This is a genomic window from Streptomyces longispororuber (assembly GCF_024448165.1).
In the GTDB taxonomy this organism is placed as follows: Bacteria; Actinomycetota; Actinomycetes; order Streptomycetales; family Streptomycetaceae; genus Streptomyces; species Streptomyces longispororuber_A.
This window is the reverse complement of record NZ_JAMOLN010000045.1, coordinates 13,027-25,271: the sequence shown is the minus strand read 5'-3', so window position 1 is coordinate 25,271 and position 12,245 is coordinate 13,027. Positions and strand designations below refer to the sequence as shown.

The window sequence follows — 12,245 nt, the reverse complement described above, 5'->3', positions numbered from 1 at the left end:
TCGCGTCCATTCCACCGCTCATCTTTTGAGACGGACCAGACACGTCTGAGCCGGACCCGCCGGGATCGGGTACGGTGACGCTCATGTTCGCGCAGCTTCTCAACCGCACCTGGTGGTGGACCGCACATCCGGCGGCCCACTGACTGCGCGTATCCGAATCCGCGAAGGCCGCCCGAGGGGCGGCCTTCAGTGTTTTCCGACACCGACAGCGGCTGTTCCTCCTGAACCGACTCTCCGAAAGTCACCGGAAGGAACCAGCCGTGTCGCTGACCGACCTGCTCGCCGACGAACGCCCCTTCGCCCTGCTCCGCCGCCGCACCCCCGGCCGTGACCACGACACCGTCGAGGTCCTGATCGGCCGGGTCGGCGTGCACGAGAAGCTCGCCGACGTCCCGGAGGGCCTCGCCCTGGTCCCCTTCCGGCAGATCAGGGAGCGCGGCTTCGACGTCCGCGACGACGGCACCCCGCTCGCGGTCCTGGTGCCCGAGGAGTCGTACGAGCTGCCGCTCGCCGAGGCCCTGGAGCAGTTGCCGCGGCACGACGTCCGGGTCAGGGACGGCGGGTTCGACGTCGACGACGACACGTACGCCGGCATCGTCGGCCGGGTCCTGGACGAGGAGATCGGGCGGGGCGAGGGCGCCAACTTCGTGATCCGCCGGACGTACCGGGGCGAGATCCCCGGGTTCTCCCGGGCCGACGCCCTCGCCCTCTTCCGGCGGCTGCTCGACGGGGAGCGGGGCGCCTACTGGACGTTCGTCGTGCACACCGGGGACCGCACGCTCGTGGGCGCCAGCCCCGAGGTGCACGTGCGGATGTCCGGCGGGACGGTCGTCATGAACCCCATCAGCGGCACGTACCGCTACCCGGCCGCCGGGCCGACGCCGGACGATCTGCTCGCCTTCCTCGCCGACGGCAAGGAGATCGAGGAGCTGTCGATGGTCGTCGACGAGGAGCTCAAGATGATGTGCACGGTCGGCGACATGGGCGGGGTCGTCGTCGGGCCGCGGCTGAAGGAGATGGCCCACCTCGCGCACACCGAGTACGAGCTGCGCGGGAAGTCCACCCTGGACGTGCGGGACGTCCTCAAGGAGACGATGTTCGCGGCGACCGTCACCGGCTCCCCCGTGCAGAACGCCTGCCGGGTCATCGAGCGGCACGAGGTCGGCGGGCGCGGCTACTACGCGGGGGCGCTGGCCCTGATCGGCCGGGACGCGGGCGGCGCGCAGACCCTCGACTCGCCCATCCTGATCCGGACCGCCGACATCGACGCGGCCGGGCAGCTGCGGGTCCCGGTCGGCGCCACGCTCGTCCGCGGCTCGGACCCGGCGAGCGAGGTCGCCGAGACGCACGCCAAGGCCGCCGGGGTGCTGGCCGCGCTGGGCGTGCGGCCGTCCCGTCCGCGCGAGGACCACGCGCGGCCCGCCCTGGCCGACGACCCGCGGGTGCGGGCGGCGCTGGACGGGCGGCGGGCGGCGCTCGCGCCGTTCTGGCTGCGGATGCAGGAGCGGGCCGGCGAGCTGACCGGGCACGCGCTCGTCGTCGACGGCGAGGACACCTTCACCGCGATGCTGGCGCACGTGCTGCGCTCGTCGGGTCTGGAGGTCTCGGTGCGGCGGTACGACGAGCCGGGGCTGCGGGAGACGGTGCTCGCGCACGCGGGGCCGGTGGTGCTCGGCCCCGGGCCCGGCGACCCGTCCGATCCGGCCGACCCGAAGATGCGGTTCCTGCGGTCGCTGGCGGCGGAGCTGATCCGCGGGCACGGGCACGGCGTGCTCGGGGTCTGCCTCGGGCACGAGCTGATCGCGGCCGAGCTGGGTCTGGAGATCGTGCGCAAGGACGTGCCCTACCAGGGCGCGCAGACCGAGATCGACCTCTTCGGGCGCACCGAGACCGTCGGCTTCTACAACAGTTTCGTGGCGCACTGCGACGACGAGGCGGCGGTGGAGCTGGCCGCGCACCACGTGGAGGTCAGCCGCGACCGGGGCAACGGCGAGGTGCACGCGGTGCGCGGTCCCGGCTTCGCGGGCGTGCAGTTCCACCCGGAGTCGGTGCTGTCGCTGCGCGGGGCGGGCGTGGTGCGCGAGCTCCTCGGTCAGCTGTTGGGCGCCGCGGGCACCAGGACGTTCTCGGAGCGGCGGCCCGCCCGGTAGTCCACGACGTTCTGCATCGTGGTGTCGATGATCTGGCCGACCGCGTCCACGGTGTAGTACGCCTGGTGCGACGTGACCAGGACGTTCGGGAACGTGACGAGGCGGGCCAGGGTGTCGTCGTCGACGATCTCCAGGGACTTGTCGAGGAAGAACAGGCCCGCCTCGGCCTCGTACACGTCGAGGCCGACACCCGTGAAGCGGCCCTCGCGCAGTTCGGCGACGAGGGCCTTGGTGTCGACGAGGCCTCCGCGGCTGGAGTTGATCAGGATCGCGTCGTCCTTCATCGTGCGCAGCGCGGCGGCGCCGACGATGTGCTCGGTGGCGGGCAGCAGCGGTACGTGCAGGCTGATCAGGTCGGCCTCGGCGAACAGCTGCTCCTTCTCGACGTACTTCATGCCGAGCTCGACGCAGTTCGGGTTCTCGGCGACGTCCCAGCCGAGCAGGTTCATGCCGAAGCCGTGGGCGATCCGGGTGAACGCCTCGCCGATCTTGCCGGTGCCGAGGACGCCGACGGTGCGGCCCCGCATGTCGCGGCCGAGGAGTCCGTCGAGGCGGAAGTCGAAGTCGCGGGTGCGGTTGCTGGCGCGGACGATGCGGCGGTTCACGGCCATCGCCAGGGCCCAGGCGAACTCGGCGACCGAGTACGGCGAGTAGTACGAGACCCTGGCGACGGTGAACCCGAGGCGCTCGGCGACCTCCAGATCGATGTTGTTGAAGCCGGTGGAGCGCTGGGCGATCATCTGCGTGCCGCCGGCCGCGAGGGTCTGGAGCACGCGGTTGTTGAGGGTCGCGTTCACGCTCGTGGAGATGATCTCGTAGCCCGCCGCGATGGGGGCGGTGTCCTCGTTGAGGAAGACGTCCAGGCAGCGGACGTCGTGGTGGCCCTCGAAGGCCTTCTCGATGAGGGGCTTTTCGTCGGATTGCACGCCAAATGCGAGGATCTCCATGGGCGCGAGTCTAGGCCGCCCAGGCCCCTCCGGCAGCCCCGGAACGTCAGCCGAAGAAGACGCCCACCTCCCGGTACAGGGTGGGATCCACCGTCTTCAGGCGCGCCGTCGCCTCGGCGATGGGCACGCGCACGATGTCCGTGCCGCGCAGCGCGACCATCTTGCCCCAGTCCCCGTCCCGCACCGCGTCGATCGCGTGCAGGCCGAACCGGGTGGCCAGCCAGCGGTCGAAGGCCGACGGCGTGCCACCGCGCTGGACGTGCCCGAGGACCGTGGTGCGGGCCTCCTTCCCGGTCCGCTTCTCGATCTGCTTCGCGAGCCACTCGCCGACGCCGGAGAGCCGGACGTGCCCGAAGGAGTCGAGCGACTCGTCCTTGAGGACCATGTCGCCGTCGCGGGGCATCGCCCCCTCGGCGACCACCACGATCGGTGCGTACGACGCCTTGAAGCGGGAGGTGACCCAGGCGCAGACCTGGTCGAGGTCGAAGCGCTGCTCGGGGATGAGGATGACGTTGGCACCGCCGGCCAGGCCCGAGTGCAGGGCGATCCAGCCCGCGTGCCGGCCCATGACCTCCACCACCAGGACCCGCATGTGCGACTCGGCCGTGGTGTGCAGGCGGTCGATGGCCTCGGTGGCGATGCCGACGGCGGTGTCGAAGCCGAAGGTGTAGTCGGTGGCGGAGAGGTCGTTGTCGATGGTCTTCGGTACGCCGACGGCCCGGATCCCGTACTCGTCGGTGAGGCGTGCCGCGACGCCGAGGGTGTCCTCGCCGCCGATCACGATGAGGGCCTCGACCTCCTGCTTGGCGAGGTTCTCCTTGACGCGGCGGATGCCGTGCTCCGCCTGGAGCGGGTTGGTGCGGGACGAGCCGAGGATGGTGCCGCCACGGGGCAGGATGCCGCGCACGGCGGGGATGTCGAGACGGACGGTGTCGTTCTCCAGGGGGCCTCGCCAGCCGTCCCGGAAGCCGACGAAGTCATAGCCGTACTCCTGCACGCCCTTGCGGACGATGCCCCGGATGACGGCGTTGAGCCCGGGGCAGTCGCCGCCTCCGGTCAGTACTCCGACCCGCATCGCGTAACTCCCTTGTCACGGTGAGCAGTTCGGAAAACTGTCCCGCGCGGAGTCACTCGTCGTCCAGACCCCGCTCGATCGCGTACCGCACGAGCTCCACGCGGTTGTGCAACTGGAGCTTGCCGAGGGTGTTCTGCACGTGGTTCTGGACGGTGCGGTGCGAGATGACCAGCCGTTCGGCGATCTGCTTGTAGCTGAGGCCCTTGGCGACCAGGCGCAGTACCTCGGTCTCCCGGTCCGTGAGCTCGGGGGCCTTCGGCTCGTCGGCGCCGGCGGCGGCCGCGGGCTCGGAGGCGAGCCGGCGGTACTCGCCGAGGACGAGACCTGCGAGTCCTGGCGTGAACACCGGGTCGCCGACGGCCGTGCGGCCCACCGCGTCGATCAGCTCGTCCGTCGACGCCGACTTGAGGAGATAGCCGGTCGCGCCCGACTTCACCGCCTCCAGCACGTCGGCGTGCTCGCCGCTCGCGGAGAGGACGAGGACGCGCAGCGCCGGATCGGCGCCGACGAGCTCCTTGCAGACCTGGACCCCGGGCTTGGCCGGCAGGTTCAGGTCGAGGACGAGGACGTCGGGGCCCACGGCCTGGGCGCGGCGCACCGCCTGCTCGCCGTCGCCCGCCGTGGCCACGACGTCGAAACCGGCCTCGGCCAGGTCGCGGGCGACGGCGTCGCGCCACATCGGATGGTCGTCGACCACCATGACCCTGATCCCGGCCGCGCCGTCCCCCGCATCCGCGGTCTGCTGTGCGCTCATCGCTCCGGACCTGCCTTCCCCCGTGACGTTCATGGCGTTCTCTGCTTCTTCGGTACGTTCAGTTCCACCTCGGTGCCCTGGCCGGGGACCGAGATCAGTTCGGCGGTGCCGCCGATGTCGCGCAGCCGCCCGCGGATGGACTGGGCGACGCCGAGCCGCCCCTCGCCCTCCGCCTGGGCGAGCCGGCCGTCGGGGATGCCGGGCCCGTCGTCCCGCACGGTCACGATCACCGTGTCCGGCTCGTCCTCGACCAGGATCCACGCGTGCGCGTCCGCGCCCGCGTGCCGCCGCACGTTGTCCAGGGCGGCGCTGACCGCGGCGGCCAGCTCCCGGGCCGCGGCGGGCGGCATCAGGACCGGGGCGCCCGGCTCGGCGAAGGTGACCCGGGCACCGGCGTGCCCGGCGAGCAGGGACCGCAGGTCGCGGGGCGCGGCGTCGTCGTCCGGGTGGCCGTCGGGGTCGTCGGGACGGTCGAAGGCGCGCACGACCGCGCCCAGGGCCGTGTCCTCGGAGGCCCGGGACGTGTGGGTCAGTCCGCCGGCGACCAGGGTGCGCAGCGCGACCTCCTGCTCGCCCGCCATCCGGCCGAGCTCGGCGGCCTCACCGCCCAGGGCGGTGCCGCGCCGCTGCACCATGGCGAGGACCTGGAGGACGCTGTCGTGGATGTCGCGGGCGAGCCGCTCCCGCTCGCGCGTGGCGGCCTCGATCTCCAGGGCGCGGGCGAGGGTCCGCTCGGAGGCGCGGGCCACCTCGACGACGTAGCCGATCGCTATGCCCGCGATGCACACCAGCAGGACGTTGTGGATGATGCTGCGGCTGATGTCGCCGCGCTGCACGACGTTCGAGACGCCGATGGCCACGGACGCGGTGGCCGCCCAGCGCCAGCCGCCCTTGAGGGCCCAGGCGAGGACGGCGCCCGCCGTCCAGATCGACGGCAGCGTGGAACCGCCGGTCACGGCCCGGTCGTGGCCCGCGACCGGTGAGAGCAGGATGCCCACGACGGCGATGGTCAGGTCGGCGGTGAGGAACCGCTTGGTGCACCGGCGGCCGCCCGACACCTGCGGCAGCGTCGCCAGGGTCCACACGGCCAGGACCACGAAGTAGGCGATCCCGACCCAGGGGCGCTCGTACACCTCGTACGCGGAGGCGAAGAGCCCGATCCCGTACACCATGGTGAGCACGCGATAGCCCATGAGGGCGCGCCACAGCGGCTGCTCGACCGACATCCGGACGACCCGCTCGCGCCTGGCTGTGTTCCCCATGTCTCCCCCCGACCCCGGCACGTGAGGAACGACGCGACTAGGAGCCGCCCCGTTCCTTCTCCAGCGCCTTCTGTGTCTCCTTCAGCGCTTCTTTCTGCGCGTCCTTCTCGGCCTTCTCCGCCTTCGCGGCGTCCGCGATCTGCCGCTTCGCGGCGGTCGCGTACATGTCGACGTACTCCTGGCCGGAGAGCTTCATGATCTCGTACATGACCTCGTCGGTCACCGCGCGCAGCACGAACCGGTCGTGCTCCATCCCCTGGTAGCGGGTGAAGTCGAGCGGCTCGCCGATGCGGATGCCGGGGCGCATCAGCTTGGGGAGGACCTTGCCCGGGGGCTGGATCTTCTCCGTGTCGATCATGGCGACGGGGATGACGGGGGCACCGGTGGCGAGCGCCACGCGGGCCAGGCCGCCGGGCTTGCCGCGGTAGAGGCGGCCGTCGGGCGAGCGCGTGCCCTCGGGGTAGATGCCGAACAGCTCGCCGCGCTCCAGGACCTCGATGCCGCTCTTGATGGCGGCCTCGCCGGCGCCGCGCGAACCCGAGCGGTCCACCGGCAGCTGGCCGACGCCCTTGAAGAAGGCGGCCGTGAGCTTGCCCTTCACGCCCGGCGTGGTGAAGTACTCGGCCTTCGCGATGAAGGTGACCTTGCGGTCGAGGACGGCCGGCAGGAAGAACGAGTCCGAGAAGGACAGGTGGTTGCTGGCCAGGATCGCGGGTCCCTCGGCGGGGATGTTCTCGAGCCCCTCCACCCACGGACGGAAGCCGAGCTTCAGCGGCCCTCCGATGGCCACCTTCATTGCGCCGTAGATCAACCCACTGCCTTCCCTCGTGCCCGGACCCTCGTACCCGTATCAGTCCGAGGATCAGACCTTAACCCGCGGCGCCGCTCAGGGGCCCGATGACCCTGGTCGGTGTCAGTCCGGTCGCGTACGGTGAAGTTCTCGTCCCGATGCCTGATGCCCCTCTCCCCACCCCTACCTTCACGAACAGGAGACCGATGGTGCCGGTCCTTCCTGGAGCCGAGCCGTACCGCCACGAAGGCGGCGAGGTCGGTGTCCTCCTCTGTCACGGCTTCACCGGATCCCCCCAGTCGCTGCGGCCCTGGGCGGAGTATCTGGCCGAGCGCGGCCTGACCGTCTCGCTCCCGCTGCTGCCCGGTCACGGCACCCGCTGGGAGGACATGGCGGTCACCGCCTGGCAGGACTGGTACGCGGAGGTGGACCGCGCCCTGGGCGAGCTGACGGAGCGCTGCTCGCAGGTCTTCGTCTTCGGTCTGTCCATGGGCGGCGCCCTCGCGCTGCGCCTCGCGGCCCGGCACGGCGACCGGATCGCGGGCCTCGTCCTGGTGAACCCGGGGAACAAGGTGCACGGCCTGTCCGCGTACGCGCTCCCGGTCGCCCGGCACCTCGTCCGCACGGTCAAGGGGATCGCCAGCGACATCGCCAAGGAGGGCGCGGTCGAGGTCGGCTACGACCGGGTGCCGCTGCACTCGGCGCACCAGCTGCGCACGTTCTTCCGGCTCGTCGACCGGGAACTGCCGCAGGTGACCCAGCCGTTGATGGTGTTGCACAGCGTCCAGGACCATGTGGTGCCGCCCGCCGACTCGGCCCGGGTGCTCGGCCGCGTGTCGTCCACGGACGTCACGGAGATCCTGCTGGAACAGAGCTACCACGTCGCGACGTTGGACCTGGACGCGGACCGGATCTTCGACGAGAGCTACGCGTTCGTCGACCGGCTCGCCCCCGGTGCAGGCAAGATTCCCAGCGAGGGCGCGACAAGCCCCGGCGAGGGCGCGGAAGGGACGGCCAGCGGTGGCTGAGCAGGAGCGGAGCGGGCCCGAGAGGCCGGAGAGCCCGGACGGCGGCGAGAGCCGGGAGCCCCAGCTGCCCGGCGGCGAGCAGCCGCAGGAGAGCGAGGAGCACGATCCCCTGCTGCCCGCCGACGAGGACGCCGCGTGGGCGGAGATCGTCGCCGGGTACGGGGAGGAGCCGCCGGACCCGCCGGGCGCGAAGCCGTTCAAGTCGGTGGAGGACCTGGCCCTGCTCGACCCGGAGACGAATCCGACGCCGGACCGCGACGAGCCCCCGCAGCAGGAGCCCCGGAGCCCGCTCGGCTCCTCGGTCTCCTTCGCGCCCGGGGTCGCCGCCACGCCCGGCCCGCGTGACTACAGCGCGCCGGAGGCGTCCGACGAGGACTTGGGCGAGGACGACGAGGACGACGAGGGCCACTTCGTCCCGCCGGAGCCTCCGCCGCTCCCGGAGGCGGACGTCACGGCCAAGTTCGCCTGGCTGGCCGTGATCGGCGGCCCGGTGCTGCTGCTCCTGTCGGTGCTGCTCGGCTGGGACATGACGTGGTGGCTGGCGACGCTCTGCATCGGCGGTTTCCTCGGCGGCTTCGCCACGCTGATCGCGCGGATGCGGCCGAGCGACGAGGAGGACGACGACCCGGGGCGCGGCGCCGTGGTCTGAGCCCGACCCGTACCTGCCGAGGGCCCGCCGGATCCGCTCCGGCGGGCCCTCGGCGTGTGCGGAGGGAACTCGTTCGCGGGCTGCGGCGAAGTACCTGTGAAACCAGCCCACGCCCTCGAGGCGTTCACACGGACGAGAGGAGCCCCGATGACCGTCGGCCCCCGGGTACCCGATGAGGACAGCGACGCCCGGTCGATCGCGCGGTCGCGGGACGAGCCCGAACAGTTCGCCGCGCTCTTCGACCGGTACGCCGACGCCGTGCACCACTACGCGGCGCGGCGGCTCGGTCCCGAGGCGGCGGAGGACCTGACGGCGGAGACCTTCACCACCGCCTTCCGGCAGCGCCACCGCTACGACCTGACCAGGCCCGACGCCCGCCCCTGGCTCTTCGGGATCGCCACCAACCTCGTCGGCCGGCACCGCAGGGCGGAGGCGCGCCGCTTCAAGGCGCTGTCCCGCATCCCGGAGCCGGTCGAGCACGAGGAGCCGGTGGCCGATCGCGCGGTGGCCAGGGCGGGGGCGCACGGGCTTCGCCGGGACCTGGCGGCCGCCCTCGCCGGGCTTCCGGCGCGGCAGCGGGACGTGCTGCTCCTGGTGGCCTGGGCCGACCTCGGGTACGAGGAGGCGGCGCAGGCGCTCGGGGTGCCGGTCGGCACCGTCAGATCCCGGCTGCACCGGGCTCGCAGCACATTGCGCGAGGCACTGGGTGGTACCGATCCGACCGCTCCGACCGCCCTCCGGGAGGCACACGCCCATGACTGACACCGACCGCGAACTCGACCCCGCCCTGCGGGAGCTGAGCGACTGGGCGGGCGACGCCCCGCCGCTGTCCCCCGCCGCCCGCCACCGGATGCGCGGCCGGCTGCTCGCCGTGGCCGACGGCCGCCGCCGCAGGCTCTGGCAGCGGCCCGGCCTGCGGATCGCCGCGTCCGGCCTGGTGACGGCCGCGCTCACGGCGACCGTGCTGGTCGTGGTGCGCGACGACCCCGGCACGAGCACGGCCCGGCAGACCGTGCGCCCGGTGTCCGCCCGCACCGTCCTGGCCGGCGCCGCCGCGTACGAGCGCGAGCACCCGCGGGCGGTGCCGACGACGCCGCCGCGCGACGACCAGTTCGTCTACACGAAGGAGATCATCAAGGAGACGGACCGGAAGACGGGCAGGACCGTCACGCACGTCGACGAGAACTGGCGCTCCGTCGACGGTTCGCAGCGGTCCTGGGTGATGGAGGTCGGCAAGGGCTGGTGGGCGCCGCCGCTGAAGAAGAACGAGTCGGTGTGGCCGCCGCAGGACTGGACCCGCCTGGAGAAGCTGCCCACCGACCCGGAGAAGCTGATCCTCTCGCTGCTCCACAAGACGGGGCCGAACGACAGGAACGACTCGCTCGACGAGATCACCGAGCAGGAGTGGTCCGAGATCCACTTCAGCCTCGCCGGGCTGCTCAAGCTCGTCCCGGTGATGCCCGAGGGCCTGCGCCCTGCCGCGTTCGAGGCGCTCGGCATGGTGCCGGGCGTGAAGACGGTGCAGGACCAGAAGGACGCGAAGGGCCGCACGGGCGTGGCGGTCACGTACGACGACCCGACGCTGCCGAAGGGCGTCTCCGGCTACGGCGGCTATTTCATCTTCGACCCGAAGACCTACGAGTTCCTCGGCTTCCGGGACGGCCGCACCTCCGGTGACGGACCGGGCATGAAGAAGTACACCCAGCTCTCCTACCTGGACGGCTGGGCGATCACCGACCGGGCGAAGCAGCGCCCCTAGGCGGCGGGCACACGGAGGGCGGCCAGGACCGGAAGGTGGTCCGTGGCCGCCCTCAACTCGTCCTCGTCGAGGAAGTCGGGGACCCCGCAGCCGAGCACCTCGATGCCCTCGGTGGCGAGGATCGCGTCGATCCGCTGGTGCGGGTCGGCGGGCGTCGACGTGTACTCGCGGCCCCAGGGCGCGGCCGCCCAGCAGTCGTTGAGGGCCTTGGCGAGCCGCCGGAAGGTGCGCCCGTCGGGCCGCTCGTTGAGGTCGCCGCCCACCACGGCGTGCGGCACGCCCGAGGCCCGGATGGCCTCGACCCGGTCGAGGAGCAGGCCGCCCTGCGCGTACCGCTCGTCCTTCTGCAGGCTCAGATGGCAGCTGACGACGCCCAGTCTCGGGCCCTGTGCGCCGCCGAACCGGACGACGGCGGTCGCGAAGCCGCGCCGGTGCAGTCCGGGGGTGAGCGGCAGCAGGACGTCCTCGGTCCGCTCGACGGTCGCCCGCAGGGAGCACAGCAGCGCGGGTCCGGCCGCGCTGCCGCCGCCGGAGAGGATCACCAGGTCGGCGGCGCGGGCGAGCCGGGCGAGCTGTTTGCGCCAGCGGAAGAACCGGGGCGCCTCCTGGATCAGTACGAGGTCGGGCGCGCAGGCCTTCATCACCCGGGCGAGCGCGACGGGGCTGTCGCGCATCGAGCGGATGTTGTAGCTGAGGACGCGGATGACGGCCGAACCGTCGGATTCGGTACGGGAGTTGGGGAGTTCGGTGAGCGAGCCGGAGTCCATGACGATCAAGATACGCCGGTGCCCGCCGCCCCCGAGGGGAACGACGGGCACCGTCACGCGTCCGGGTCTCACATGACCGGGTCGGGCTCCCGCGCCAGGTCGGCGGCGCCGACCATGCCCGCCTTGTTGCCCAGCTGGGCCGCGATGACGTCGGCGACCGGCCGCCAGTTCCCGCCGACCAGCCAGCGCTTGTACGACTTGCGGATCGGGTCGAGCACCAGCTCGCCCTCGTCCGACAGACCGCCGCCGACGATGAACGCCGAGGGGTCGAAGAGCGAGGCCAGGTCGGCCAGACCGGCGCCGGCCCAACGGGCCAGCTCACGGTACGAGTCGACGGCCACGGCGTCGCCCTCGCGTGCGGCGCTGGAGATGTGCTTGCCCTCGATGCCGTCCGGGGTGCCGTCGCCGAGCGACAGCAGGTACTCGGCGTTCTCGGGGGTGGCGTTGGCGCGCTGCTTCGCGTACCGCACCAGCGCACGCCCGGAGGCGTACTGCTCCCAGCAGCCCTGCGAACCGCAGCCGCACAGCAGGCCGTCCGGCACCATCCGGATGTGGCCGAACTCGGCGGCGACGCCGAAGTGACCGCGGCGCAGCTTGTTGCCGATGATGATGCCGCCGCCGAGGCCGGTACCGAGCGTGATGCAGATGACGTTGCGGTGGCCCTTGCCCGCGCCGAACTTGTACTCGCCCCAGGCGGCCGCGTTCGCGTCGTTCTCGACGACGACCGGCAGACCGACGCGCGCCTCGACCTTCTCCTTCAGCGGCTCCTGGCGCCAGTCGATGTTGGGCGCGAAGTACACGGTGGAGCGCTGGCGGTTGACGTAACCGGCCGCACCGATGCCCACACCGACGATCTCGTGCCCGGCCCTGGCGCCCTCGACGGCGGAAGCGATCGCGTCCACGATGCCTTCGGGCGTGGAAGGCGTCGGCACCTTGAACGTCGAGAGGATGTTGCCTTCCTCGTCGACCACGCCGGCCGCGATCTTCGTGCCGCCGATATCGACGCCGATGGTGAGTCCCATGAATCCCTCAGTTCGGTCGAGCCCCGCTACGGCCCACCGTAC

At 72.2% G+C, this 12,245-nt stretch carries 12 protein-coding genes; 5 read left to right on the top strand and 7 right to left on the bottom strand.

Annotated features, from left to right (window positions below):
• Positions 1 to 260: 260 nt before the first annotated feature.
• The gene (locus M4J07_RS15525; protein ID WP_255972180.1) at positions 261 to 2,150 is read left to right on the top strand and encodes an anthranilate synthase family protein; all 1,890 of its coding nucleotides are present in this window, start codon (positions 261 to 263) and stop codon (positions 2,148 to 2,150) included.
• Here the strand turns inward: M4J07_RS15525 and M4J07_RS15520 are convergent.
• Genes M4J07_RS15520 through M4J07_RS15500 form a run of 5 tightly spaced genes read right to left on the bottom strand, consistent with a single transcriptional unit; the run spans position 2,093 to position 6,996 of the window.
• Positions 2,093 to 3,097: a 2-hydroxyacid dehydrogenase gene (locus M4J07_RS15520; RefSeq protein ID WP_255972178.1), complete on the bottom strand. Its 1,005-nt coding sequence runs from the start codon at positions 3,095 to 3,097 to the stop codon at positions 2,093 to 2,095. The genes M4J07_RS15525 and M4J07_RS15520 overlap by 58 nt on opposite strands.
• A gap of 46 nt (positions 3,098 to 3,143) precedes the next feature.
• Complete coding sequence (locus M4J07_RS15515; protein WP_255972176.1) at positions 3,144 to 4,172, bottom strand: 6-phosphofructokinase; 1,029 nt, start codon at positions 4,170 to 4,172, stop codon at positions 3,144 to 3,146.
• A 52-nt stretch (positions 4,173 to 4,224) separates the two neighbouring features.
• Complete coding sequence (locus M4J07_RS15510) at positions 4,225 to 4,926, bottom strand: response regulator (RefSeq protein WP_255972174.1); 702 nt, start codon at positions 4,924 to 4,926, stop codon at positions 4,225 to 4,227.
• A 29-nt stretch (positions 4,927 to 4,955) separates the two neighbouring features.
• On the bottom strand, positions 4,956 to 6,188 hold the full coding sequence (gene macS / locus M4J07_RS15505) for a MacS family sensor histidine kinase (RefSeq protein ID WP_255972172.1): 1,233 nt from the start codon (positions 6,186 to 6,188) through the stop codon (positions 4,956 to 4,958).
• A gap of 37 nt (positions 6,189 to 6,225) precedes the next feature.
• Positions 6,226 to 6,996: a lysophospholipid acyltransferase family protein gene (locus M4J07_RS15500; protein WP_255972238.1), complete on the bottom strand. Its 771-nt coding sequence runs from the start codon at positions 6,994 to 6,996 to the stop codon at positions 6,226 to 6,228.
• 191 nt (positions 6,997 to 7,187) lie between these two features.
• Here M4J07_RS15500 and M4J07_RS15495 point away from each other — a divergent pair, with 191 nt between their 5' ends.
• The 4 genes from M4J07_RS15495 to M4J07_RS15480 all read left to right on the top strand — a co-directional run bounded on the left by M4J07_RS15495 (position 7,188) and on the right by M4J07_RS15480 (position 10,414).
• Positions 7,188 to 8,006: an alpha/beta hydrolase gene (locus tag M4J07_RS15495; protein ID WP_255972236.1), complete on the top strand. Its 819-nt coding sequence runs from the start codon at positions 7,188 to 7,190 to the stop codon at positions 8,004 to 8,006.
• A gap of 64 nt (positions 8,007 to 8,070) precedes the next feature.
• A complete protein-coding gene (locus M4J07_RS15490) occupies positions 8,071 to 8,655 on the top strand; it encodes a hypothetical protein (protein WP_255972234.1) in 585 nt (194 codons plus the stop codon).
• A gap of 147 nt (positions 8,656 to 8,802) precedes the next feature.
• Positions 8,803 to 9,417: an RNA polymerase sigma factor gene (locus M4J07_RS15485; RefSeq protein WP_255972170.1), complete on the top strand. Its 615-nt coding sequence runs from the start codon at positions 8,803 to 8,805 to the stop codon at positions 9,415 to 9,417.
• Complete coding sequence (locus M4J07_RS15480) at positions 9,410 to 10,414, top strand: CU044_5270 family protein (protein ID WP_255972168.1); 1,005 nt, start codon at positions 9,410 to 9,412, stop codon at positions 10,412 to 10,414. Before M4J07_RS15485 ends, M4J07_RS15480 begins: the two co-directional genes overlap by 8 nt.
• On the opposite strand, the gene M4J07_RS15475 is transcribed toward M4J07_RS15480, so the two are convergent.
• Together M4J07_RS15475 and M4J07_RS15470 are read right to left on the bottom strand one after the other, a co-directional pair.
• The gene (locus tag M4J07_RS15475) at positions 10,411 to 11,181 is read right to left on the bottom strand and encodes an endonuclease/exonuclease/phosphatase family protein (protein WP_255972166.1); all 771 of its coding nucleotides are present in this window, start codon (positions 11,179 to 11,181) and stop codon (positions 10,411 to 10,413) included. The two genes, M4J07_RS15480 and M4J07_RS15475, sit on opposite strands and share 4 nt — an antisense overlap.
• Positions 11,182 to 11,249: 68 nt before the next feature.
• Entirely contained in the window at positions 11,250 to 12,203 is a 954-nt protein-coding gene (locus M4J07_RS15470; RefSeq protein WP_255972164.1) for an ROK family glucokinase, read from the bottom strand.
• Between the last annotated feature and the right edge of the window lie 42 nt (positions 12,204 to 12,245).